The organism is Pediococcus pentosaceus (assembly GCF_001437285.1).
Classification (GTDB): domain Bacteria; phylum Bacillota; class Bacilli; order Lactobacillales; family Lactobacillaceae; genus Pediococcus; species Pediococcus pentosaceus.
The window spans coordinates 1-25,204 of sequence record NZ_JQBF01000004.1; the positions used below are offsets into that span (position 1 = coordinate 1).

General features: G+C 38.1%; 19 protein-coding genes and 3 pseudogenes. 12 read left to right on the plus strand and 10 right to left on the minus strand.

The annotated features are described in order from the left end of the window. Positions 1–464 precede the first annotated feature (464 nt). Entirely contained in the window at positions 465–713 is a 249-nt protein-coding gene (locus IV86_RS04975; RefSeq protein ID WP_003606447.1) for a GlsB/YeaQ/YmgE family stress response membrane protein, read from the plus strand. A 118-nt stretch (positions 714–831) separates the two neighbouring features. Here the strand turns inward: IV86_RS04975 and IV86_RS04980 are convergent, their stop codons facing one another. Then, complete coding sequence (locus IV86_RS04980; RefSeq protein WP_232625443.1) at positions 832–1,437, minus strand: minor capsid protein; 606 nt, start codon at positions 1,435–1,437, stop codon at positions 832–834. A gap of 280 nt (positions 1,438–1,717) precedes the next feature. Between IV86_RS04980 and IV86_RS08790 the strand changes: the two genes are divergently transcribed. Next, positions 1,718–2,050 (plus strand): hypothetical protein, encoded by a 333-nt coding sequence (locus IV86_RS08790; RefSeq protein ID WP_232621581.1) that lies wholly within the window; start codon positions 1,718–1,720, stop codon positions 2,048–2,050. 153 nt (positions 2,051–2,203) lie between these two features. On the opposite strand, the gene IV86_RS04990 is transcribed toward IV86_RS08790, so the two are convergent. Both IV86_RS04990 and IV86_RS04995 read right to left on the minus strand, forming a co-directional pair. Continuing rightward, positions 2,204–3,577 carry an MFS transporter gene (locus IV86_RS04990; RefSeq protein ID WP_056979403.1) on the minus strand — a complete coding sequence of 458 codons (1,374 nt, stop codon included), beginning with the start codon at positions 3,575–3,577 and terminating at the stop codon, positions 2,204–2,206. Positions 3,578–3,616: 39 nt separating this feature from the next. Then, on the minus strand, positions 3,617–5,146 hold the full coding sequence (locus IV86_RS04995) for a multicopper oxidase family protein (RefSeq protein WP_056979404.1): 1,530 nt from the start codon (positions 5,144–5,146) through the stop codon (positions 3,617–3,619). 125 nt (positions 5,147–5,271) lie between these two features. On the opposite strand from IV86_RS04995, the gene IV86_RS05000 reads away from it, so the two are divergent. The 5 genes from IV86_RS05000 (at position 5,272) to IV86_RS05020 (ending at position 12,328) form a co-directional block, all read left to right on the plus strand. After that, positions 5,272–5,463, plus strand: a complete 192-nt coding sequence (locus IV86_RS05000; RefSeq protein WP_055126665.1) for a hypothetical protein — start codon at positions 5,272–5,274, stop codon at positions 5,461–5,463. Between the two features lie 655 nt (positions 5,464–6,118). After that, positions 6,119–7,237, plus strand: a complete 1,119-nt coding sequence (locus tag IV86_RS05005) for a 5-methyltetrahydropteroyltriglutamate--homocysteine S-methyltransferase (protein ID WP_056979405.1) — start codon at positions 6,119–6,121, stop codon at positions 7,235–7,237. Between the two features lie 165 nt (positions 7,238–7,402). Further along, a complete protein-coding gene (locus tag IV86_RS05010; RefSeq protein WP_056979406.1) occupies positions 7,403–8,749 on the plus strand; it encodes an APC family permease in 1,347 nt (448 codons plus the stop codon). 13 nt (positions 8,750–8,762) lie between these two features. After that, positions 8,763–9,548, plus strand: a complete 786-nt coding sequence (locus IV86_RS05015) for a cyclase family protein (protein ID WP_056979407.1) — start codon at positions 8,763–8,765, stop codon at positions 9,546–9,548. Positions 9,549–10,060: 512 nt separating this feature from the next. Beyond that, positions 10,061–12,328: an ATP-binding cassette domain-containing protein gene (locus tag IV86_RS05020; RefSeq protein WP_056979408.1), complete on the plus strand. Its 2,268-nt coding sequence runs from the start codon at positions 10,061–10,063 to the stop codon at positions 12,326–12,328. 62 nt (positions 12,329–12,390) lie between these two features. Here the strand turns inward: IV86_RS05020 and IV86_RS05025 are convergent, their stop codons facing one another. From IV86_RS05025 to IV86_RS05030, 3 genes and pseudogenes are all read right to left on the minus strand, one after another. Beyond that, on the minus strand, positions 12,391–13,128 hold the full coding sequence (locus tag IV86_RS05025; RefSeq protein WP_306765403.1) for an IS3 family transposase: 738 nt from the start codon (positions 13,126–13,128) through the stop codon (positions 12,391–12,393). Between the two features lie 143 nt (positions 13,129–13,271). Next, positions 13,272–13,436: pseudogene (locus tag IV86_RS08910) on the minus strand (helix-turn-helix domain-containing protein); the annotation flags it as partial. Positions 13,437–13,528: 92 nt separating this feature from the next. Next, a pseudogene (locus IV86_RS05030) lies at positions 13,529–14,048 on the minus strand (NAD(P)-dependent oxidoreductase); the annotation flags it as partial. A 74-nt stretch (positions 14,049–14,122) separates the two neighbouring features. Here IV86_RS05030 and IV86_RS05035 point away from each other — a divergent pair. After that, entirely contained in the window at positions 14,123–15,271 is a 1,149-nt protein-coding gene (locus IV86_RS05035) for a zinc-dependent alcohol dehydrogenase (RefSeq protein WP_002834016.1), read from the plus strand. A gap of 603 nt (positions 15,272–15,874) precedes the next feature. Here IV86_RS05035 and IV86_RS05040 read toward each other — a convergent pair. Further along, a pseudogene (locus IV86_RS05040) lies at positions 15,875–16,046 on the minus strand (recombinase family protein); the annotation flags it as partial. Positions 16,047–16,173: 127 nt separating this feature from the next. Between IV86_RS05040 and IV86_RS05045 the strand changes: the two are divergent. Next, positions 16,174–16,677 (plus strand): type 1 glutamine amidotransferase domain-containing protein, encoded by a 504-nt coding sequence (locus IV86_RS05045; protein ID WP_002834018.1) that lies wholly within the window; start codon positions 16,174–16,176, stop codon positions 16,675–16,677. 301 nt (positions 16,678–16,978) lie between these two features. Here the strand turns inward: IV86_RS05045 and IV86_RS05050 are convergent, their stop codons facing one another. Continuing rightward, positions 16,979–17,482 (minus strand): MarR family winged helix-turn-helix transcriptional regulator, encoded by a 504-nt coding sequence (locus IV86_RS05050; RefSeq protein WP_159250957.1) that lies wholly within the window; start codon positions 17,480–17,482, stop codon positions 16,979–16,981. A gap of 154 nt (positions 17,483–17,636) precedes the next feature. Between IV86_RS05050 and IV86_RS05055 the strand changes: the two genes are divergently transcribed. The 3 genes from IV86_RS05055 (at position 17,637) to IV86_RS05065 (ending at position 20,937) form a co-directional block, all read left to right on the plus strand. Then, the gene (locus IV86_RS05055; protein ID WP_029257775.1) at positions 17,637–18,572 is read left to right on the plus strand and encodes an ATP-binding cassette domain-containing protein; all 936 of its coding nucleotides are present in this window, start codon (positions 17,637–17,639) and stop codon (positions 18,570–18,572) included. Between the two features lie 19 nt (positions 18,573–18,591). Further along, a complete protein-coding gene (locus IV86_RS05060; RefSeq protein WP_056979409.1) occupies positions 18,592–19,362 on the plus strand; it encodes an ABC transporter permease in 771 nt (256 codons plus the stop codon). A 192-nt stretch (positions 19,363–19,554) separates the two neighbouring features. Further along, complete coding sequence (locus IV86_RS05065; RefSeq protein ID WP_055126050.1) at positions 19,555–20,937, plus strand: C69 family dipeptidase; 1,383 nt, start codon at positions 19,555–19,557, stop codon at positions 20,935–20,937. A 219-nt stretch (positions 20,938–21,156) separates the two neighbouring features. Here IV86_RS05065 and IV86_RS05070 read toward each other — a convergent pair whose 3' ends face one another. Then, positions 21,157–22,833, minus strand: coding sequence for a DUF2075 domain-containing protein (locus tag IV86_RS05070; RefSeq protein ID WP_055126049.1), 1,677 nt, complete (start codon positions 22,831–22,833; stop codon positions 21,157–21,159). A 166-nt stretch (positions 22,834–22,999) separates the two neighbouring features. Then, a complete protein-coding gene (locus IV86_RS05075; protein WP_056979410.1) occupies positions 23,000–25,177 on the minus strand; it encodes a DUF3329 domain-containing protein in 2,178 nt (725 codons plus the stop codon). Positions 25,178–25,204 lie beyond the last annotated feature (27 nt).

The window sequence follows — 25,204 nt, forward strand, 5'->3', positions numbered from 1 at the left end:
TTGATGCAAGAACCGTCTATCACACCACGCCCAAAAGGTCACATCAGGATTTGGGTTAGAATCGTTTGGCTTAGGTTCTGGGTTAGGATCAGCAAAAAATTGCAAATTTGTTTTCATCATCAAAACTCCTTTTTAAGTCCGTAGACTAAATTGTTTGTAAGTGCAATAACTAAATCAATTATTCTTTAACGTCTGTAATTGAGAAAAAGGCAAATCAAAAATTCCTATTTTAAAAAGAATGGCACAATCGAATAACTTGTATGCAAATATTCAATTGCCTATAATTAGGTTTAGAAGAATGCAATTTAGATAATGGAGGATTTCATATGAAAAGATTTGGACTTTGGTCAAAATTATCAATTATCATTTCTATATCTCAACTTTTATTAGCCATTTTCAAAGAAATTCAAAACTATAACAAATCTAAAAAACATCCTTCGAAAAATAAGAGAGGATGATGCTTTATGCATTGGTTATGGGTTTTAATTATTGGTGCCATCATTGGTGCTATTGCTGGAGCAATTACTAGCAAAGGAAAATCAATGGGGTGGATTGCTAATATTGTTGCCGGATTAGTTGGTTCCTCTATTGGAGAAGCTATACTCGGATCTTGGGGCCCTCAATTAGCCGGAATGGCAATTATTCCTTCAATTATTGGAGCAGTAATTGTTGTTGCTGTAGTTTCTTTCTTTGTCGGTAAATCAAAGAATTAGTTTTTAAGCTTCATTTAAGGTTCTTATACTAAATTATAGATGCTAACTTAGTTAGCACCCCTCGACTTTGTTGTGAGCGAAGCCAATTAATAATATTCCTGACCCACTTAGTTTTAAACTAAGTGGGCTTTTTTTGTTCCTTAAATACCCTATCAAGTTCACCAGACAGCAGATTCCCATCTTCATCACAGGCTACCAGCTGGCAACGACACCTTGGATGAGTATCCGTGACTGGAATCGGTGCTTGTCCATAGGCAAATGTTTGTCTATCAAGTGGTTCACAAATATCACAAACACGATCATCTTCCTCGGTTAACCACATCACATACTGAACATTCTGTTCATCATACGTTCTATTCTTACCACCGTTGCTATTGCGTATAGCTTCATTAGTTGTTAACGTATGAATTCTGGATAGCATTTGGTTCATAGGCGTTGCTAAATTGTCATCAATTCGATCACCGCTTTGAGGAATACTGCGGGTCATTTTATTGATGTCTGATTTTTTCATGCGGCGACTCAAACCCTTGTTCAGGGTTTCTTTCATTCGTGTCGTCATGACGTCGCCATGCACCCAAATTCGTTGAGAATACTCAGCTTGGTTGGCTACTTTATCTGGAACTGTTGATAGTTTATTAGGGCTTAAATTATTATAGCCATCGATATACTGCTGTTTGAATTCATTAACTGCAAATGATTCACTTTTTGCTGTAGCAATATTCATACCGCGCCAATCATTGCACCCAACATATCACGCCGAGAAATAGATGCTTGGGCAAAGATTGCTTGCAAGCGTTTAGACAATTTATCACTAGGACTAGCGTTAGCTAGCATTTCATCAATTGCTTGGTAAAAGGTAGATTGTAAAATTAATCCGAACGCTGTTCGGACAAAAAAGATCAGCGTTCGGATTAATTTTACAATCTACCATAACTGCTATACTAAAAGTGAAAAGAAGAGGAGTGATCGTTTTGAAATTGTATCAAAGCCTTACCCAAGTCTAAATCAACGAACAATTCGCTGGTCAAGCAACCGGCTACAAGCTTTCCACGACCCTTGATAAGCCGCTGAATTACGATCCAACGATTCTCTATCAGTATTTGGATACCGTCCTGAAACCGGGCAGTCGCCACGACGAAAACAACTTGCGCTACGTGACTGATCCGGGCTATATCGGCGAAAACTTTAATTACCAAAGCGTCCCGTTTACTTCGCACATGACCGAATTCGACGAGAAGATGGCCTTCGCACGCAAACTGGTGGCCGACCTTAATCGTCATTTATCTGTCAACATCAAACCGGAAGATGAAACTATCGAACTGGTCTTTGTTGATTAAAGCAACCGTGTTGCCCTCCTTTCCTAGTCGCGATGCTTCTCTCCTGATCATTTGCGGCTAAGCACCCAGTCAAGCATGCTTAGTTGCAACAAAAATGACCGTCTACTTTTTGGTAGGCGGTCATTTTTGTAGATGCAAAGCACGAATTCGCAGCTATACCGCTTTCTTCGCGACTTCCTTTGGTAACGTCAACGCCAACAGCAAGCCAATCAGGCCCACGCCAGCAAACACAGCGAAGGTAACAGCAAAACCGCCAGCATGACTTCGCAGCGTGGTTTGCATGCCATCCAAAAACACTGTGGCGAACATGACACCGGCAGAACCGAATAACTGACGAGCCGTCGTTGTAACCGCAGTGCCGTCTGCCACGAGCTCATTCGGCAAAGCATTCGCGCCAGCCGTCACTGAAGGCATCATCACAAAGGCATTGCCGGCTTCAGTCGCCATCGCCAACATAACTGCCCCAATCAGCGGTAAATGATGGGCAAAGACTGCTAACAGACCAAAGCCGCCAGTAATCAACAACATGCCAATCATGGCCACGACACGCGGTCCAAAGCGATCCAGTAGGCGCCCGCTAATTGGATTCAAAATACTCAGCAACACCGCAGCTGGCACTAAGGACAAGCCAGAAATCAACGGTGACAAACCAAGTAGCGTTTGAAAGTAAAGCGGCATCAGGATAGTGGTGACAATCAAACCGACGTATGAAATTCCGGTCAGAAACACCGCTTTAGTAAACATACCAGTGGCAAAAACTCGCATTTGCAACATTGGTGGTTGGCGATTCAATTGCCGAACAACGAAAATACCAGCTGCCAGAACGCCTAAAATCAACAAACCAACCACGCCAACAGTTAAGCCTTTTTTCGACAAAGCACCCAAGGCATAAAGTAGAATTGGAAAACTTGCGGATAAAAGGAAGGACACCCAGTCCAGTTGCGTCGGTTGCAATGGCATGACAGACGCAATGGTCACCGTTGAAACGGCCAGCACAAGCAGCGAAACGACCAAGAAGAACAAGAATAAAGCCTGCCAAGGGAACCATGTCAGCAAAACACCGGAAATAATCGGACCGACTGCCAAGGCTGAGCCCATGACCAATCCCGCCGTGCCCATCACCCGACCACGCTCACTATGCGGCGTAATCGTCAGCAACACGGTCTGGAAACTCGGGAAAATAATCCCGACCGCAATCGCTTCAAGCAACCGGCCAATCATGAGCACGGTAAAACTCGGTGCCCAGATACATAAGCCTGTCCCAATGGCAAAAATGAGTTCAATCGCTTGGAAAAGCCGTTGGAAAGTAACATTATGCAACAGCCATGGGCTAACCGGAATCATCAAGGTCATCACCAACATAAAGCCGGTTGTCAGCCAAGCAACTGTATCCGCTCCTAAACCAAAAGCTTTCATAAAAGCAGGATAAGCGGTGCTTAAAGAAGACTGAGAAATTGACATCGAAAAGGTACCTGTCAGTAACGTGGCGACAAAAGCCCCGCGATGTTTGATCGTTGGAGAGTGCATATTAAAATCATCTTTTTCTATATTAGTATTGTGGGACGTTTACATTTTCATTCCCATTTTTTCATAAGACTGCATACCGCCCATCCAAATCTCAGATGGTTTGACGCCACGTTCTTTAGCCAAGGCCATCATTAACGTATCCATATCCATCAATTTATATTCTTGCTTTGGCTTGGCTGGATCGAATGTTTCAATCTGTGCCATCATGCCGCCATCTTCGTGCTCAATGATATGGCAGTGATACATATAAACCCCTGGCAAATCAAAGCGAACCAGCAGCCGAACCGTTTCACCAGGATTCACGCCAATTGTATCTTTGAAACCATGTTCATTTGGATACGGCGCATGCCCATTCCGCGACAAAACTAAGAATTGGGTTCCATGCACATGGAATGGATGAACCATTCCAGGCGCATCATTGCTATTGGTAACATCCCAGTACTGGGTTTTGCCAATTGGTTGCGCGGCATCAATCCGCTGCATGGCAAACTTTTTACCATCAATCGCAACACCTTCGTCCATCCCCTGCATCACAACGTGGCGAACTGGCAAAGCCGGGTCAACCACTGGTGCCTTCACATCGAACAACTTATCAGGCAAGGTAGTCTGATCCGGTTTGAACGCATGAATGCGGAACTTTAGCAATGGCACATCATCCGTATATAAGGTGACCTCGTCGCCTTCATGGTATTGGCCAAAATCAACAATCACTTCGGCACGCTCAGCACAAGTCAGCATCAAATGGGTAAATTTGACCGGCTCCGGTAACAGTGAGCCATCCCCGCCAATTTGCGTAAATGGCAGGTCATCGGAAAAATGCAACCGCCATTCACGGCGATTAGCACCATCCAGAAAACGCAACCGGACCTTTTGCGTGGTGACATCAAAATAGGGATTGATTGTACCGTTAATCATTGCAGTTGGCCCAGCAACACCGTCAGGATCATAATCAGCCCGGTAGTCCCACTGGTTGTTCTCATGAAAACGCCGGTCTTGCAAAATGACCGGAATATCGTCAACGCCATAGTTCCTTGGCAATGGCAGGCTGGCTTCATGGTCGTCTTTGACAATCACCATGGCAGCCAAACCATGCCAAACCTGCTCGGCTGTGGATGGGCACGGATGCGCGTGCAGCCACAAAGTCGTCGCCGGTTGTTCCAATGTGAAGTCGATATGCTTACTTTCACCCGGATAAACCGGCGCATGGCATCCGCCATCAACATAAGGGCCACTAACATTAGCCCCATGCCAATGAAAAGTGGTCAACTCAGGCAGGGTGTTTTTTAGTGTCACATGCGTATGCTGACCACGGCGATACACAATCGTCTGACCTAACAGACTGGTATTATAGCCCCACGTCTTGGTCTTCGCCCCAGGTAACAGTTGCGTTTCCCCAGCCTCTGCTGTCACCGTGTAATAAACGTCGGTCGCCGTCTCTTTATCCGGTTTCAACAACGGCGGCACATTTAAGGGCTTCTCAGGCGCATCACTGACCTCAAGCGGCACGTAACCGCCATCGTGGAGATCAAACGCTGGCTCATCAAAGAAATAGTCCGTATAGGTTTTCATCGTGATTCCCCCTCTGACAAGAATTTTAACACTTTTTAAGATTACCATAAACATAATTTAGAATTAATCTAAAGTAATATCGAAAAATGGTATAGGTCTTATCCATACACTTGAGGAGGATTTTCATGCAACAAATGTCGAAAACAATGGGCTGGCTCATGCTGGCGTTAAATATGGTGCTGCTGATTCTAATTGGTACCATGCACAATATGGCAGCGATGTGGTTAATGGGTCTGATTATGACTTTGGACGCTGTGACAGGGTTAGTTGCCGCTTATCGGCCCCAGTCAAGTCAACAACACGCCCACCAGCACTAGTTTGTTAAGAAGTTGCTGCAAGACCTTTCATGGAGTCATTGATCGGCGTTATATGTTGACATATTGTAGATTGTAAAATTAATCTGAACGACGTTCGGATTAATTTTGCAATCTACCCTTTAACTACCTGACCAAAAATCTATTAAAAATATTAGCTACAGACTGCCATTTAAGGCTTATGAGCTTATTAAAAATAAAATTTTAGTTTTCCAAGTGATAGTGATAGGTTGGTTATCGAAAGAAATACATTATAAATAGATGTGAATTCGATGTTGACATTTTAATTATTTTGACTATAATTTTTAATTAAATTGATAGAATGAAAGCAATGAGAAGATGAGTAGTCTCAGAACGGTATTGAGAGAGTTCACATTTGATGAGAGTGAATTGCCGGGAATTGATGAATATGGTCTTTGAGCTGGGAGTTATTGAGCCATTAGCAAAATAACCTGGTGAACGCACCTTATAGTGTAATAGTTCAATGAATCCTCATTGTTTATAAAACAATGGGATTGTCAGTTTTTTTGGACTTGATAAGTCACTTAGCGCAAGTTATGTGAAAATTAAGGTGGTAACACGGCAATATCGTCCTTATACAGATCAATTCTGTATAAGGGCTTTTTTTTATCTAAAAATACTAATAGGAGTGATTAAGATGACAATAGCAATTAGAGAAAGTTTCCCCTACAGATATGATGAAGTAGGTAGTTTATTACGTCCAGAAAAATTAAAACAGGCCCGTGATAATTTTCGCAATAATAAAATTGATGAATATGCCCTTCGAAGAGTTGAAAACAAAGAAATTGATCGTATCGTAGAAAAGCAAGTAGAAATTGGCTTGAAAGCGGTGACTGATGGCGAATTTCGCCGCAGTTGGTGGCATCTTGATTTTCTTGCCGGATTAAATGGAACACAATATCTTATCCCCCAAAAAGGTTATAAATTTCAGGGTGAAGAAACAAGAAGTGGTGGCATCAAGATTATTGACAAGGTAACCTACAATCCTGACCATCCATTCTTTAGAGACTTTAAATACCTCAATAGCATTGTACCAGATGGAATTACAGCTAAACAGACAATTCCTAGTCCCTCAGTTCTATTTCCCAATGAACAAGCTGAAGTTTTTGACGAATACTACAATGGTGACTTTAATGAATTTCTAAATGATACGATCGAAGCTTATAAAAGAACGGTTCAGCATTTTTATGACTTGGGTTGTCGTTATCTTCAGCTTGATGACACGTCATGGGGAATGTGGGCAAGCTTCTCTAAAGGAACTTTATCGCCTGAACTCAGACCCTTTGCTGAAGCAACAGTGAAGGCAATTAATAGCATTGCTGACAGCAAGCCAGATGACTTAACGCTAACAATGCATGTCTGCAAGGGAAATTATGACTCTCATTATGCTGGCGGTGTTGGTGCTTATGATTCAGTTAGCCCATATTTGGCCCAACTGCATATTGATGGTTACTTTTTGGAATATGATGATAATCGTGCTGGAGGGTTTGAACCATTGAAACTAATTTCTGAAAATGGCCGTCAACAACGTGTGGTTATTGGTATTGTTACCAGTAAGCGTCCCGATTTAGAAAACATAGATTTCTTAAGAGGACGGATTGAGGATGCTAGTCAATATATTACATTGGAAAATCTTTGTATTTCACCGCAATGTGGATTTGCCTCAACAGAGGAAGGTAACCGTCTAACTGAGGAGGATCAGTGGAATAAATTAAATTTAGTGATTGATACAGCTAAGAGTGTTTGGAAAGACTAGTTCTTAACAATTAATATTTTCTGAGTTCACAACGAAAATATTATTGGTCAGGGAAGATAACAAATTATAAGCAGATACTATCATTTTAAAAATAAATAGAACCCGTTAAATGATTTTTTATACTGTTTTATAAATAAAACTTATTAAAATTTGAGAGCATATTATATGGAAGAAAACACAAGCTATGATGAAGGACTCAAAGTTAGTCTTTCCACAAAAGATTTATTAGTTTATGGTATTACATTCATGATTCCGGTTGCACCACTCGCATTTTATGGATCATTCCTAACCCCTGCAAATGGTATGGTTGCTTTAGCTTACTTTGTAGGAATGGTGGCAATGCTCTTTACAGGATTTAGTTATGCTACGATGTCGAGGAGATACCCATTTTCAGGATCAGTTTATACGTACGTTCAACAAGGAACTAATGCCGGTTTAGGATTTATTGGTGGTTGGGGGATTACACTTGATTACTTTTTGATTCCCACCATCACCTATTTAATCAGTCAATCATTCGGTGAATCGTTATTTCCGACAGTTCCTGGGTGGGCATGGATCATTATCTTAGTGATATTTAATACTATCGTCAATATTTTAGGTGCAAACGTTGTTACTAAAATTAGTTGGGTTTTGTTTGCACTCCAAGGAATTGTTTTAGTTGCTTTTATTATTGGCACCATTCGACTACTTCTTTCGGGTGCTATTCAACCACAAACGATTTCATTTTATAATCCTCAACACTTCAACATACAGGGTGTTCTCCAAGCAACGGGTATTGTCATTGTTAGTTATTTAGGCTTTGATGCCATCAGTACGCTCTCTGAAGAAGCGGAAGATCCACATCGCTCAGTAGGGAGAGCTATTATTCTTTCGATTTTATCAATTGGTATTCTGTTTGTTATTATTACTGTTTTGGCTGGATTTGTAGCTCCAGATTATCAAAATCTCAATCAGAATACTGCATTTCTCGGTATTCTTCAACGAGTTGGTGGCACATGGTTAGTTAAATTAGCAGACATTACAATTATTCTTTCATTCGGCTTCGCCAGTGGTCAAGAAGGTCAAACCGCAGTTTCACGGATTCTTTACGCTATGGGCAGAGATGGCATTTTACCTCCTGCTTTTGCTAAATTGCATAAGAAGTATCGAACACCAATCTTTGCCATTGTTCTAGTGGGCTTGGCTTCACTAATTCTATCACTAACGCTTTCACAAGATACGGTTTCTAATCTGGTTAGTTTTGGTGCCTTATTCGGATTCATTTTGTTGAATCTTTCGGTCATTTGGAAGTTTTATGTAAAGGGAGACCACGGTTCAGTTTTGTCATTTATTAAATATTTGGTATCACCATTTATTGGTTTCGCTGTCAGCACATGGATTTTCTTAAGCCTATCAATCGAATCAAAAATTGTTGGTATTATTTGGATCTTAGTAGGATTTGCAATCTTAGTCGCAAAAACTCATTTCTTCTCAGAAAAAACACCAAGTTTAGACTTCTCAAACAAAGATTAGGAGGATTTTCGTTATGACAACTACAACATCTGCAAATACTAAATTTACATCTAAAATTTCAAAGTCACAATCTGTTGGCGAAGTCGTTGAAAAATTAAAATCATTTAATTGGGTAGATTTAACCCATTCATTTGGGCCGGAAAGCCCTCGTTTTCCTTCCTTTGCACGCCCAGAATTTAAAACCATTTTTACACATTCTGATGGTTTTTACGTCAAAGAATATACTTTTCCAGGGCAGTTTGGAACTCACATTGATCCACCAATTCATTTTGATGAACACCAAGATAAGTATGTCGAAAATTTTTCTCTCAAAGAATTAGTTCTCCCACTAGTTGTTATTGATCATTCTAATGAAGCTAAAAATAATGCAGATTCTTCTCTTTCCGTAAATGATATTAAAGAATGGGAAAAGAAGAATGGGAAAATTCCTGAAAATTCGTTTGTTGCTTTACGAACTGATTGGTCAAAACGTTGGCCTAGTCAAGAAAAATTTGAAAACCTAGATGACAAGGAGCAAGCTCATTATCCTGGATGGGATTTAGATGCTTTGAAATTCATCTATGAACAACGGAGTGCCTCAGCAAATGGGCATGAAAATTTTGATACGGATACTGCTGTAAAGCAAGAACATGGCTTGATTGGTGAATATTATGTTCTTTCCCATAATCATTATCAGGTTGAATTATTAGCTAATTTGGATTTAGTTCCTGCTACTGGTAGTTATATTTTCATTTCTGTTCCAAAGGCTGAAAAGGCCCCTGGTTTTCCAGTTAGGGCGTTTGCAGTTTTACCTGACTGACTTAATAGGACTTTTGGTTCGGATACAAAACTAAAATAGCTCGTTCAATATTCTGGAATAATCATTGAACAGATTATTGTGCCAATAATTATGTTAGTAATTGTAATGACAAATAACCGGTTATCTGTTGACTGTTGTTGGTAACTTTTTTATGGGTGCTTAGCCGCGCAACGGCTAGGTACCTTTTTTAATTCGAACATTAAAGATATACATAATCTGAAGTTATTGAAGCTTCCTAAGGGCCTCTGCTTACTGGTTGATTGATAATTATCATCTAATTTGGACAATGCTATTGAACTTTTTTAGGCATCCTCATTTCATGAAGATAAGTCAAACCACTAGGGTATACCCTAGTGGCCGTTTTTGATCCATTATCAATGGCTTTTTAAATTAGGGCCTAGTACTTTTGGAATGGAAATACTTTCCAACACCAAAAATTCTAGACCCGATTATTTTTGTTAAACGAGATTTCTATATATAATGGAATTATAAATTTACTGTTGGAGGTTTTTATGACTGATTTATTTGCAGATGGGACTATCTCTATCCATGGAGCTCAAGAAAATAACTTAAAAGATGTCAGTTTAGATATTCCTAAGCATAAAACGACTGTATTTGCTGGTCTTTCTGGGTCTGGTAAATCCTCTTTAGTTTTTGATACATTAGCCGCTGTTTCCCGACGTGAATTGAATGAAACTTTTCCTAGTTTCACCCAACAATATTTGCCTAAATACGGTCAACCTGAAGTGAACCGAATCGACAACTTACCAGTGGCAATTGTGGTTGAACAGAAGCCTATTGGTCGTAATCCTCGATCTACTCTGGCAACCTACACCGGCATCTATTCCGTCTTACGTTTGATGTTTTTTCGAATTGGACAGCCTTGGGTTGGGTATTCTGAATGGTTTTCCTTTAACCTACCTCAGGGAATGTGTCCAAAATGTCAGGGACTAGGCTTTGTTGACGACATAGATGAACGTCAATTAATTGATCCTAATAAATCACTCAATGAAGGTGCAATGACTTTTGCCGGTTTTCAACCGGGAACTTGGCGTTGGAAGGAATATGGCAACAGTGGATTATTTGATTTAGACAAAAAAATTAAAGACTACACCGATGAAGAATATGATTTATTCATGCACGCTCCGCAACAAAAATTAAAAAATCCACCGGCAAATTGGGGCCGTACGGCATTATATGAAGGACTAGTTCCACGTATGCTTCGCTCTGTTATTCATAGTGCCTCAGGTCGTCATCATGAAGCTGCCTTATCAAAGATTGTCACTCGAAAACCTTGCCCAGTATGTCATGGAACACGTCTGAACAAAAAGGCTCTAACTGGTAAAATTGCTGGCAAAAATATTGCAGAAGTCAGCGATATGGATTTAGTAAGTGTCCTAAGATTTTTGGATAATATCTCGGACCCCAAGGCTAAAACAATGGTGCGTGAACTACATAGTAAAATTCAAGCTTTGGTCGACATCGGTTTAGGTTATCTTTCCCTTGGCCGTGGAACTGATACTCTATCTGGTGGAGAAGCTCAACGGATTAAAATTGCCAAATATTTGACGAGTTCCCTATCCGATTTAGTTTACGTACTCGATGAACCAAGTGTAGGACTCCATCCTCACGATATTAAATTAATTACCCAATCCTTAAAAAAGCTCAAGGAACATGGCAATACCATTATCCTAGTTGATCACAACCCTGCCATTATTTCGACAGCAGATTATGTCGTGGAAATGGGACCACAAGCCGGCAAAAATGGTGGTCAAGTAACTTTCACTGGTACCTACGACGAACTGTTACGGTCAGATACAATTACGGGCAAAATGTTACGAGAAAAAATCACTTTCCCAAAGCCTCGTGAACCTCAATCTTGGCTAAATGTTAATCATGTAACTTCTCATAATTTAAAAGACGTATCTACCAGAATCCCTCAAGGTGTGATGACCGTGATATCTGGACCAGCAGGTTCTGGAAAAAGTACTTTAGTCCAAGCTTTCAAACAACAAGTTTCTGAACAAGACTATATTGATTTGAGTCAGGATTCTGTAGGTTTGAATATTCGTTCTACACCTGCAACTTACTTAAACATTTTAAATCCTCTACGAAAGCTTTTCAGTAAAGCCAACAATGGCGTTTCAACACAACTATTTAGTTATAACGGTAAAGGTGCTTGTCCCCGTTGCAAAGGTAAAGGTGTGATGATCACCGAGATGGCATTCATGGATCCAATCGTTCAAGAATGTGAGTTGTGTCATGGGAAACGTTATAGCCAAGAAGCACTACAATACACTTATCATGGCAAAGATATTTCTGAGGTTCTAAATCTTTCTATCAACGACACTTTAGAGTTTTTCAAAGATGTGCCAGATATCTACAAAAAGGTTAGTCTACTCCACCAAGTTGGACTTGGTTATTTGAATCTTAGCCAGTCGATGACCACTTTATCTGGTGGTGAAGTGCAACGTGTTAAGTTAGCAATGGAATTGAATCATACCGGCCGAATCTATTTCTTAGATGAACCAACAACCGGATTGCACTTACAGGATACTCAACAATTGATCGATTTATTTGAAGGATTGGTTGATAAGGGCAATACATTAATCCTGATTGAACATAATCTGAAATTAATTTCACGAGCCGATTGGTTAGTCGATATGGGACCCGATGCTGGTAAATTCGGCGGTCAAGTTTGTTTTGAAGGTCATCCAAAATATAGCCTAAACGATAAAAACTCTCGGACTGGTGCTGCATTAGCAGCTATAATTTCTTAAAAGATTCAAAAAGATCACCTCATTTAAAGTGCAACACAAAAGTTAGACAAAATTGAATATTTTTAAACTGCTAAGGCATGTTCCCTGTATTCGCAGGGAGTCATGCCTTTTGTTTTCTGTGATATTCGTCGATTGTTAAACCAATCGACGTAATTCTTTGTGATTTCCTTGAATTCTCCAATATCTTTACACTGTGGAAATCCATTAAGACATTCTGTTTTAAGAAGATGAAAGAAGCTTTCAATTGGCGCATTATCAAGACAGTTTCCCTTACGAGACATGCTTTGTATAAATTTTTTTTCAGAGAGTTTATCGGTATAGTAATTCAATTGATAATACCAACCTTGATCTGAATGAATTATTGGTTTTATTCCTTCCGAAATATTTTCTGTGAGTTCATCGAGTGTATCCATAATTAGTTTACTGTTAGGACTATTACTTACTTGAAATGCTAAAACTTCCTTGCTTGCTTCGTCAGTAATAGCTGAAACGTAAGCCCACTTAGTATTGGCCAAGCGTACTTGTGTAACATCGGTATGTAATACTTTGAAAGGTACGGTTTCATTAAAATGCTGATGTAGAACGTTACGGGCCACTTTTCCAACTGTACCTTTATAAGATGAATATCTACCATTTCTGTGGCGGTTATAAAGGCTTACTTGAACATTTAATTCATCCATCAAACGACGCACTACGGCGTCTGATAGATGGATATCTAATTTAATGAGCTCTTCTTGAACGCGACGATAACCGTAGGTTAGACGTCCGCGATATCTTCCGCTTTCGGCAATTTTTAGTATCTCTACTTTTACATATCTACATAATCTTTGATACGTTTACGTTCATCATGATAAGTCGCTTTCTTAAGTCCAATGGTCTTAAGAATATCGCCGACTTTATACCGGTTAGATTTCGGAAGAGACTCTTGTTCGACCCTGATCAACTATTTGTGTTTTCTTTCGTCCTTTGAAGTTCCGAACAGGGTCATTGATTTTTTTAAGATTTCGTTCTCCAATTTTGCATCATATAATTCTTGATTCTTTTTCATCAATTCTTCACGAAGTTGATCGATTTCGTTCTTGTTTACTAACTTACGTAATTTCTTCTTAACACTTTATTTGCTGGCTCTGTTTTTTCTCATTACTTTATTTTAGACAATTTTACTTCAATGTAGGCAAAAGAATTCACATACCATTGCCATTAATTGATAACGTTTTTCAGATCTCCTGATAAATATGCTTTTATATTATCAACAGTCATATGCAACAACCGATCTCTTGTCTCATATGGTGCCCAAGTAATATGTGGGGTAATATAACAATTTTTGGCCTGTAATAATGGGCTATCACTAGCAATGGGCTCCCCTTTAACAACATCAGTGGCGTAGGCATAAATTTTGCCTTCATTCAAGGCATTCCTGATGTCCGCTTCCATTAACCAATTTGCCTCGGGCCGTATTCAATATAATAATCCCATTTTTCATTTTGGCAATTGTATCATTATTAATTAAATCAATCGTTTCTGGTGTTTGGATCACATGCAGACTAAGCACATCAGATTGCCTTAATAGTTCATCAAATGAAACCTGCTGAATCCACGATTCAGGAACCTTTTTAAGACGATGATTATAGAAAATAATTTTCATAGAAAAAGTGTGTCCTATTTTAGCAACTTTTTGCGCAATATGGCCATAACCGATTAGTCCTAAAGCTTTAACTTTTGATTTATATAAAACAGGATGATAAGCTGTCTTCATAATCTGAAAATATCGCTTTTACAAAAAGGAGAGATTTTATGCGCGCAGTAACATGGCAAGGAAACGAAAAAATGGAAGTCAAAACGGTCCCGGATCCTACGATTGAAGAACCAACCGACATGATTGTTCGCATCACAGCAACAGCTATTTGCGGTTCTGACTTGCATTTATACCATAACGGGAAACCGGTCATGGAAGAAGACTATGTGGTAGGGCATGAGCCTATGGGCATTGTAGAAGAAGTTGGTTCTGCAGTAACGAAAGTGAAAAAAGGCGACCGAGTTGTTATCCCTTTCAACATTGGTTGTGGAAAGTGTCATTTCTGTGCTAATCATATGGAAAGTCAATGTGACAATTCCAACCCTAATCCAATGTTTGATCAAGGCGGGTTGTTCGGTTTTGGTAAAATGAACGGAAATCACCCTGGAGGGCAAGCTGAATACTTACGTGTTCCATTTGCAGATTTTACTTCTTTTGTTGTTCCTGAAAGTAATCTACCGGATGAAAAGGTATTATTTCTATCAGATGTACTGCCAACAGCATATTGGAGTGTAGAGCATAGTGGTATGAAACCAGGAGATACAGTAATCGTATTGGGTTCTGGCCCTATCGGATTATTTGTACAAAAATTTGCCAAAATGAAAGGTGCTAAACGTGTAATTGCTGTAGATAACGTCGATCATCGTTTGCAGCATGCGAAAAAAATGAACGGCGTAGAGATCGTGAATTTTTCAGATGTTTCTAAAGTTGGTAGTGAATTGTATGAAATGACTAAGGGCGGTGCTGAGGTAGTAATTGATTGTGTAGGAATGGATGGTGTAACACCAATCAAAGAAAAAACTAAAGATATTCTTACCCCGCAAAGCGGTTCTTACTCACCAATACAAACCGCAAGTGAAGCTGTGAAGAAATTTGGGACGTTGATGGTAACTGGGGTTTATATGACTCCAGCAACGAATTTCCCGTTCCAAGATTTCTTCACTCGTAATGTGAATATTAAAATGGGACAAGCTCCGGTTATCCACTTGATGCCGAAAATCTATGACATGATTGAAAAAGGGGAGTTCGACCCATCGGATATCATTACACATACAATGCCTTTGGAGCGTGCTGCTGAAGCATACGATATTTTTGACAAAAAAGCAGATAATAACATTAAAGTGGTATTGAAACCAGGTATGTCTTAAAAGAAATAGTGGGTCTAGCGAATAACTAGCTCTAAATATAAAAAACGCGATGAATAATCATAAATGTGATTGCTTCGTCGCGTTTTTTTTATTTTTGACTGATTTGTGTTGAAAAGCTTCCGCTTTTCTTCTAGCCTCGAGGGATAATTTGGTTAGGTTCATGCTCATAAGCATCATTCCAATGTCAGTAGGTGCAACGTTCTTGCCTCTGACATGGGTTCTTCACATACCAAATGCACCTTTCAATCGATCAAAAATAGTTTCTACGTCAATTTTGCATTGAGCGTAGAGGGCTTTTCCATAATCACTTTCAAGGCTATTATTTAAAATCGCTAAGGTGTGAAGGAAAATGCTGTTCATATCTAAAAACGGTTTTCTGACTCACAATTTTTTCTCTTTGTCTTCCAATTAGTAGGTGTACTTAAAATACTATAGATAAGTTTTTTTATTGACTTTTTCTTACCAAATTAAGGTAGCAGGTAATCAAATAGAGAAACACGATCCCTTTAGTATTTATAGCTAATAATAACCTTTTCCTACGCAATTAGTTTCATAACTTGAGACTTCATTTATGTTTACGAACCTTCTTTATTTTTGTCCCCTTTTTACATTTTTTTGCTTTAGATAATTTACAGTCTGAATAACCTCATCATAATTTCTTCCCAAACGATCAATTGCTTCTACCATGAACGTATCTTCTTCTCGAACAAAATTTAATGCTTCTTGAAAAACTAGACGTTGCTCAATTGTGGCGCCCGATTTTTTCAACAAAAATCTTTTCGGCACCAAATTTTTCTAAAGATTATGATAGGCACAAAAAAGTGCCTTATTGTGGTCTATTATTTATAGATATATTATTATAGGTATATATTATATACTATAAATCAAGGAGGAATTTTATTATGGCAAAATCAGTTGCAGTTTTGGTGACTAATCTAGTCGAAGACGTTGAATATACTGAACCTGTAGAGGCTCTTAAGTCTACAGGACACAAAGTGACAACGATCAGCTTTGAAAAAGGCACTGTTGAAGGTAAGCATGGTACTCAGATTAACATTGATAAATCCATTGATGAAGTGAGTCCTCAAGACTTTGATGCATTGTTCATCCCAGGAGGATTTTCACCAGATCAATTACGTGCAGACCAACGGTTTGTCGAATTTACCAAGTTCTTTTTGGCAACTAATAAGTTAACAGCAAGTATTTGCCACGGTCCACAATTAATGATTCAAACCGGGTTAGTGCAAGGTCGTACAATGACAGCATATTTAACTGTACAACCTGATTTGTATTATGCCGGTGCACGCATTGAAGACAAAGCTGTTGTGATCGATGGTAATCTAATTACCAGTCGCGAACCAAAGGATATCCCAGCATTTAATGATGCCTTCCTATCAGCTTTATAATGTTGATATTGATAAGCATTCAAACCTATAGCTTGATGAGTTTGCTTCTTTTAAAATAAATTTTTAAACAGTTACCGTTAAAGTAACTTATCCCTCGTGTTAGTAACACGGGGGATTTTTATATAGACGTTTTTAAACCCCCGTTGCGCAATTAAACTGAACTTATATTTATTAAAAATTACTAAACTTCCAATACTTCCCTACTAATAGTATTGTGTTCCATTTAATTGACTAGTTTAAGCATTGATTAAATGGTGTTTCTTCTATTCAAATTAATTAAAGCTGTGAAGAGTCATGCTATTTATTCTTTATAGTCATCAGTTTTTCGTTTCAACTGACCAAAACGCAAGCGAGTTCCAATATTTTGAATTCCATTAAGTTGTAGATTATCTCGGATTCCCTCATTCATTTTATCCAAAATAGCTGCTAATTGATTTTGTTCGTCTTCGTTCAAGTAATCAAGATATTCTGGAATATAAAATAGGCTTTTTTGAGCTTGTTTACGTCCTTTTTCCGTTAACTTTATTAACTGAACGCGCCCATCTGTGGAAGATTTTGTTTTAGTAATATATCCTTTTTTTACTAATTTAGTAATAAACTCAGCGATCGCTTGTACGCTAATCCCCAATCGTTGTGATAACTCTTTTTGCGAAATATTATCCCCTTCGCTCAACGCCACTAAGATTTTATTTTGTCCTTTAAAAACTGGCATATGCCGTTCAGCTTGCTCATCCGCCATATTTTGCAGTGTCGTAAATTCAAATAGTTTAGCTGCCAATTGGTGTTTTTCAATTAGTTTATCCACTTTAATTCCATCCATTCCTATTTATCATAAGTTCATTATAACAAGTGCTCTCACACAATAAAATACTCAGGTGCCTTGACATTTTAATCAAGGACCCTTACTATATAAAATCAAGGGCCCTGATAATATTTAAAAATGTTAGGAGACAGAACTTATGAAAACAGCACCTGCAATCGCAATTCAAACACTAAGTAAAAAATTTGGTCAACAAACCGCAGTGGACCGTGTATCATTCAACGTTGAAGTCGGCGAGGTATTTGCCTTGCTTGGTCCTAATGGAGCTGGCAAGACCACAATACTTCGCATGCTCACTACCTTATTGAAACCAACTAGTGGGACCATTCAAGTATTGGGGCATAATCTCCAATCTGAATCGCAAGCCGTCCGATCTTTATTTGGTTTAGCAGGTCAATACGCGTCTGTTGATGAAGATTTAACGGCTCGCGAAAATTTACAGACCTTTTCGCTATTAAATGGGCTTACTTTTCGTGAAGCAAGACTACGTACACAAGAACTATTGGAAGAATTTTCATTGATAAATTCTGCAGATAAACTTCTGGCAACCTTCTCTGGCGGAATGCGACGGCGCTTGGATCTATCCATCAGTTTAATTGCCCGGCCAAAAATTATTTTTTTAGACGAACCCACTACCGGCCTTGATCCTCGTACAAGAGAACAAATGTGGAAAACCATTCGCCAACTAGTCCAAGCTGGAACAACCGTTATTTTAACGACTCAGTACCTTGAAGAAGCCGATCAATTAGCTGATCATATCGCTCTGATTGATCATGGAAAACTAGTTGCCTTAGGTACACCTCAAGCGTTAAAAGAAAAGATTGCCAGCAAGAAATTAAATTTAACTTTTCAAAATGAACTTCAAGCAACTCAAGCTGTTCAAGCAATTGCTGAGGCAACAAATGGCATAGTTCAGCAGACGGATAATATGGTGAACGTGTCATTTAATGAAGTTGATGACATCACTAAAATTTTAACTAACTTACAAGTTGCCAAACTATCCGCAAATGATATCCAAATTAAACAGCCTTCGCTTGATGATGTATTTTTTGCAATGACTGTTGGTAAAAACTAATTATAAAAGGAGCATAACAATGTTAGAAACTCATAAAACTAGTATTTTTAAAAGTACCTTAACGATGGCTTATCGCAATCTATTAAAAACTTTGCACAATCCAGATAAATTACTGGATGTAGTTATCCAACCCATTTTGTTCATGCTATTGTTCGGTTACTTATTCAGTGGTGCAATAGCAGGAAACGTCTACGCCTATTTGCCCACACTGGTTCCTGGAATCTTAATGCAATCTTTGATTTCAGCTGCTACTGGATCGGGAACTCAAATCAGTGACGACTTTAGTACAGGAATCTTTAATCGATTAAAAACATTACCGATTCCCCAAGTTGCTCCACTTGCTGGGCAGTTACTAGCAGACATTCTACGTTTATTAATTGCAGCCACCGTCTCTTTAACCACTGGATACTTAATGGGTTGGCGTCCAGCAGCTGGTCTAGGATGGGCAATTCTAGTAGTTATTCTTGATGTTTTCCTGGGGTGGGCATTAAGTTGGATTTTCGCGCTTTATGGCTTGTTCGCCAAAAGTTCCACCATGGTAGAAAGTATTTCACTAATGACCATGTTGCTTCTCGTATTTCTTTCGAATGCTTTTGTTCCCGTAAAGACACTTCCACCTTTCATGAAAATCTTAGTCGAACTTAACCCAGTTTCGTATGTTATCAATGCTTCAAGAACCATCCTGAATGCGGGATTTTGGCCTACATCGGCTTGGATAGTATTAGGTGCAGGAATCGTTATTATCTCCATTTTTGCTCCATTAACTGTTTTAGTTTATAAACGAAAATAATTGAATGGAACAAAAATTATTTTTAATACAAAATAAAAACTCCCCACTTACGCTGGATTAAATATCCATCGGCTGGTGGAGAGTTTTGCGCATCTGTAGAAGAAAATTTGATTTTAGAGGTATTTTGAGTCTGAAATTATTAATAATATAGAGTAAGATAGGGACAAATATAGTTCTTGGAGGTAACGCAAAATGGTTCAAAAAACTTGTACAACAATCCTAGTCGGTAAGCAAGCATCCCTCAATGGCTCAACCATCATTGCGCGTAATGAAGACGGCGATGATGCTTCTAATCCACAACGGTTTGTAGTAGTTGACCCTAGTGAAAATTCAAAAATTTACCACTCTGTTCATAGTGAAATTGAGATTCCATTACCAACAACCGGAGTACGCTATACTTCAACACCTGATGCAGATGCAACTTACGGTGTTTGGGGAGCTGGTGGTATCAATCAACATAATGTCGCCATGACTGCCACTGAAACAATTACTAGTAACCCACGGATGTTAAGTGTCGATCCCCTAGTGGAAAAAGGAATTGGGGAGGAAGATATCACCACCCTCGTTCTTCCATATATCGATAGTGCTCGGACTGGCGTGCTACGTTTAGGGTCACTTTTAGAGCAGTATGGAACCTATGAGTCGAACGGAATCGCCTTTGCTGACCAAGACGAAGTTTGGTACTTGGAAACATTAGGTGGTCACCACTGGGCCGCTGTCCGAATTCCAGACGATGCCTATGTGATTGCACCGAATCGCTTGAATATTGATTATTTTGATTTCAATTCCGAGGATTATCTGTATGCAGCGGATTTGCCTGATTTAATTACTCAAAATCATCTAAATCCTGATGATAATACTTTAAACTTCCGCCATATCTTTGGTAGTTCAACTGTCAAAGATCAGCATTATAATAATCCACGGGCTTGGTACGTTCATCAATACTTAGATCATAATTTCAAAGGTCAACCCACGGATCAAGATTTACCATTTATCCACCGGAGTGACCGCAAAATTTCAATTGAAGATTTAAAATTTTTACTGAGTTCTCACTTTGATGAAACTCCCTTTGATCCCTATGGTACCGTAGCGCCCACCGTGAAATTTCGTCCAATTGGAATTAATCGGAATTTAGAAACACATATTTTAGAACTTCGTAACGGTGTGCCCGATGCAATTGCCGGAATCCATTGGCTCGCCTTTGGTCCCAACACTTTCAATGCTTTGACACCCTTCTACAGTCAAGTTACCGATACGCCAGCATGCTATCGTGATACACCGTTAACTACAGATAGCAATTATATTTATTGGATTAGTCGCATTCTCGCCTTGATTGGTGATAGCAATTACGCTTTATATCAAAACTTGCAAAGTACTTATGAACAAGAAGTCATGCAACTGGTTCGAGCTGTGGAAAACCAGACTGATCAACAAGGGGATTTTTCCACAAGCGCCTTAGAAAAAGCTAATCAACAAATGGCTGATATTGTACTCCAACATTCACAAAAACTTTTAAACGATGTTATTAATCTAGGCTCACAGCACATGAAGTTGCGTTTTTCAGTTAGTGATTAGATATTAAAAACGAGAGGAAAATCAGGATTTGATTTTCTTCTCGTTTTTTGATGTTTATTATTTACAGTGGATATTAGTTTAACTTCAGAATTGTTAAGATACTCGTATTATTTCTGGTAAATTCTGTAATTATTTAATATTTCTATCAAGCTCTTCCATAATAAAAGGTGGTTCAAAAAATATATCGTACCTTTTGAAACATTTTTTAATTAGACTCATTTATCTGTTTTTTTGGGAATGTAATAAGGCTCTCCGTAGTTCCTTATCTGCAGCATAAATATATAATCCATTAATTCCTCGTGTTAAAAGGACATTCAGTTCATTAGGTAACAACGTATCGTAAATTTTTTGTTTCTTTCCATTTTTTAACGTGCGCTTATTAGTGGCGTTTTTATTAGCACTAAAATCCGGATCATAAATAACTTTACCATCCCGATACTTTACAGATGGGCCAATTATTACAGCGCTATAATTTAAATCAAATCCCTGAATAGTATATGTTGAGCCTGCTTCGTTAATAGTTTCCGGACGTTCGGCCCACGATAAATACTTATTAGAAGATTTCAATTGATTATTCCAAGGTAAACTCAGACCATCTACCTCAACTTTATACAAATCAGTTGTGCCAGACTTTTTCTCTTTAAATTCCCAATCAAAAGTTGCTAAAATCCTCGAAAGTCCTGATTCTTGATTTTGATTTTTTATCTTTAGCTGCTCATACATATCTCGTGGATCGTCGAATATTTTTAAATCATATTTAACATCATTCTTAGGAAAAGGTATAATTTCTTGCCGATAAACAAATGTTTTAATCCAGTCAATTGTCTCTTGACTAGCATTCATTCGTAATTGTTTCTTAAGCTCGATTAAATTACCATTATTTTTAGCATTCTCTTCTATTTTTCTTAAATCATCATCTTCAACATATTGTTGTGTTCGTAGCACTTGTTGTGGATCAAACACAGCAATTGTTATCCTTGATTTTTTGATAATATCTTGTAACTGATTCTGGCCTTGGTAAGATTGCTTTCCTTGAGTCCACAGCAGATGTGCTTCATCAACCAAAACAATATTGTCTTCATTCTCAAATTTATCATTAATAATAAAGCTCGTTGGCTTCATTACCTTTTCATTCAATCTTTTTTGAAGTCCTAGCTTTTTTGCTATATTGTTGTAAACTTTAACCTGCTCGTCATGATTAACTAACATGTATGTATTTTCATTATTTTCTTCAGATAAAGCATAAAATAGGGAACTTAATAAAACTGTTTTACCTGAACCAGCTGCGCCTTCGACCAAAATCAATTGATGATCGTTTCCTTTATTTAAAACTTCTTTTACCCGATTAATAATTTTATCTCTGGCTTCAAATTGTTCCATCGTTAGTTTATGAAAAGGTGATGCTTTAAAAAGAGCGTTATCTTCAATTACTTTTTCTATTGGAAATAAACTTTGTTCATTTTTTCTAAGCTTCTTCCATGATTTAGAAAAAATTTGATTCATTTCCTCGTAAGGAAAATACCTATATTGTGGATTATCACGCTTATTAGAAAGATTTTTAATAACTTCATTTCCTGTCAGATACAACATAAATTTATTCTCTATATCCAAAGTTAGTGATTTATTAAAGTGTTCATGACCTATCACAAACATATTTGAACCCTTCGCATAACGATTTCCCTCTCTAAAATGCTCCTTTGTTCTTTGTTTGATATTATTAGTTTCCCCGACATACACTTGGTACGTTCCATTTCTTTCAGAATAAATAATGTAAACAGTCGGATATTCTAATAGTAATTTTTTATTATCGATTCTCTCTAACTGTTTTAGTCCATCTTCACTAAAAGGAACGTTCCCAATTATTGGAGTAGAAATTGACTTTTCTCTTTTACTCATAAAATTTCAACCTACAATTCGAAAAATTTACTTATCCAAATAATTTTACCATTAAAAATTACTTTTAAATATTCTATATTGAGTACAAATGTTGTTTCTAAGATATATATCTACTTTTCAGATAAAAAAAACATAAAAATCTCATCGATTCTCATGCTTTTTTTAACTATTCTTCCTGTTTACGTTTTTCAAAAACCCTTCCAATCCAAGCCAACAACACATCCAACACAACGAATACTATCATCATAATCCCCAACAAATAATACCCGCGATAAATTTTAATTTGCTGTTTAAACGGCGCCTTCTTAACCTCATACAGAACTTCTCCTGTATTTTCTTTAATATCCAGCTTTCGAACTGTACTGCCGTCTTTAAAGATAAACCCAGCTGGCGTCTGAATTGTAGCAGTCTGTCCAGTCGTAGCTAGGAAATACGTTGTTGCATACAAGGTCGATTTTTTATGCTTACCATCGTAATCAACCTGATTGAAATACAACGTTACATATTTAGTGTGTGGTTTAACCTTAAGATTAATCGTCTGATTATATTTCTTGGTGAAGATATATGATTTAGGGTTATCTTTCAAAGTATCATAACCCACAATCGAGGCGTTCGAAATATTATAGCTCTGACCGTAAGGTGAGGTAATCTGTTCCGTTCCCACGACTCGATTCGTATCCACATTAATGTATCGAATCAGCGCATTTCTCAACCATGGCTTATTAGCTGGTAGGTTACTATTATCCAACTTAGTATTCACACTCTTTGGTGCTACTTGATTGTTAATCGACCGTACATATTTAGGTTTCTCAGTGATTTGTGGGAACTTGAAGTTTTTCAACATCTTGGTCGGTTCAATATGTTTATCATAAAATTTTTCCACCTGCGTAATTAATGGAAAATCTTTTTGAGGCGTTTGCCGAACTGGCACCGAGTTGTCTAAAATAATTCGATCAACTTTCCAATACCACGCCATCCAAGTATTAGCCCACAATTTTTTATTTCCTGGCATAATGTATGGTGTTCCATCATATGGATTGTACAAATCCGTTGTAATTTGAATCCCTGGCATGTGAACAATCTTTTTACCCTTTGCTCGAACTTCTTTAGCAAGTTGTTCGTGAGTATAAAATACATTGTATGATTCTTTTAAGTTTGCCAAATGAAACTGATAGCTTGGAATCCCAAGATATGTTAATCCAGCAACGGCCACCACTAAAACTACTGAAGTGAAGGCACTATATTTCCGCATAATTTGCCAAGCTTCAAAAAAGTTAAATAACGAAATTATCAGTAGAACATTAACAGCGAACCACAACCGTGGGAATAAGACTGGCGAAATAATCATAGCTCCCACTCCAGCTAATCCACTAACCAAGAAAATCATCCCACTCAAAGTGGCTTGTTCTAAGCTTGTTAATGTTTGAGGGGCAAAAATTCTTCTAAAAAGCTGACGCTGGCTAAAAACAACATACAGTCCTAGCATGAACGTTACTAGCAATAATGGTCCTGAATAAGCAACTGTATCTAAAATAATTTTAGTGAGATGGTATATAAAACCATCCCCCTTGCCGTAATTCTTAGTTTCAGCTGAACCCGATGATATCTTTAACATACAAATAAAGGCGACTGCATTAGCAACTGTTCCAACCGTCTTCCACCATAGATCATTGAAATCCTTTTTGGAACGGTTAAAGAAGCTAAAAAATCCAACAACCAGAATCGACGTTGAACTTCCCACTTCATTCGACATACCAACTAAAACGCCCAATATCAAAACAAACCATGCCATGATGTTATGGTGTTTTTTTACATGATAATCAAAACGATATGGCATAAAAAAGCCTAGCATCAAGACTGCTGGCCACAAGTAATTAGAGGTCCCACTTACCCACAATACTGTACTTCCAAAGCCAGCTAAAAAGAACCACATTAATAGATAGATTGCCAATTGTCGGAGCGGACGAAAAATAGCACGTTTACCGCTGGTTAGGATATTAATTTCAAAACCCACTACCAGATAAACTACCGTATTAACGATATTAATGATCCATTTAGGAAATTGCATGGCTGCAATCTCAAAAACAATCGAAGTAAAGCGAGCATTCCACTGCGTCATATGAGTATGAATAGCTCGCTTCCAATCGTACAAATTATGATATTCTTGAGGGCCCCCTTTAGCAGGCCATTCGCCTTCATACACAAAATGGTATAAAAAATCATCTCCAGTTAATCCAGCAAACTTATTTATATTCAAAATATATGTAAAAATCACAGCCATCACAGCCAAACTGCCAACAAATAACGCCCCATATTTGATAAATTTACTAGCTTTTTTAACCATGACCAATCTACCCGCCTACCACAGACT

What these genes read in the sequence shown, in the direction of transcription:
- IV86_RS04975 (WP_003606447.1), top strand. Translation starts at nt 465, where the DNA reads ATGCATTGGTTATGGGTTTTAATTATTGGTGCCATCATTGGTGCTATT.
- IV86_RS04980 (WP_232625443.1), bottom strand. Translation starts at nt 1,437, where the DNA reads ATGAATATTGCTACAGCAAAAAGTGAATCATTTGCAGTTAATGAATTC.
- IV86_RS04990 (WP_056979403.1), bottom strand. Translation starts at nt 3,577, where the DNA reads ATGCACTCTCCAACGATCAAACATCGCGGGGCTTTTGTCGCCACGTTA.
- IV86_RS04995 (WP_056979404.1), bottom strand. Translation starts at nt 5,146, where the DNA reads ATGAAAACCTATACGGACTATTTCTTTGATGAGCCAGCGTTTGATCTC.
- IV86_RS05000 (WP_055126665.1), top strand. Translation starts at nt 5,272, where the DNA reads ATGCAACAAATGTCGAAAACAATGGGCTGGCTCATGCTGGCGTTAAAT.
- IV86_RS05005 (WP_056979405.1), top strand. Translation starts at nt 6,119, where the DNA reads ATGACAATAGCAATTAGAGAAAGTTTCCCCTACAGATATGATGAAGTA.
- IV86_RS05010 (WP_056979406.1), top strand. Translation starts at nt 7,403, where the DNA reads ATGGAAGAAAACACAAGCTATGATGAAGGACTCAAAGTTAGTCTTTCC.
- IV86_RS05015 (WP_056979407.1), top strand. Translation starts at nt 8,763, where the DNA reads ATGACAACTACAACATCTGCAAATACTAAATTTACATCTAAAATTTCA.
- IV86_RS05020 (WP_056979408.1), top strand. Translation starts at nt 10,061, where the DNA reads ATGACTGATTTATTTGCAGATGGGACTATCTCTATCCATGGAGCTCAA.
- IV86_RS05035 (WP_002834016.1), top strand. Translation starts at nt 14,123, where the DNA reads ATGCGCGCAGTAACATGGCAAGGAAACGAAAAAATGGAAGTCAAAACG.
- IV86_RS05045 (WP_002834018.1), top strand. Translation starts at nt 16,174, where the DNA reads ATGGCAAAATCAGTTGCAGTTTTGGTGACTAATCTAGTCGAAGACGTT.
- IV86_RS05055 (WP_029257775.1), top strand. Translation starts at nt 17,637, where the DNA reads ATGAAAACAGCACCTGCAATCGCAATTCAAACACTAAGTAAAAAATTT.
- IV86_RS05060 (WP_056979409.1), top strand. Translation starts at nt 18,592, where the DNA reads ATGTTAGAAACTCATAAAACTAGTATTTTTAAAAGTACCTTAACGATG.
- IV86_RS05065 (WP_055126050.1), top strand. Translation starts at nt 19,555, where the DNA reads ATGGTTCAAAAAACTTGTACAACAATCCTAGTCGGTAAGCAAGCATCC.
- IV86_RS05070 (WP_055126049.1), bottom strand. Translation starts at nt 22,833, where the DNA reads ATGAGTAAAAGAGAAAAGTCAATTTCTACTCCAATAATTGGGAACGTT.
- IV86_RS05075 (WP_056979410.1), bottom strand. Translation starts at nt 25,177, where the DNA reads ATGGTTAAAAAAGCTAGTAAATTTATCAAATATGGGGCGTTATTTGTT.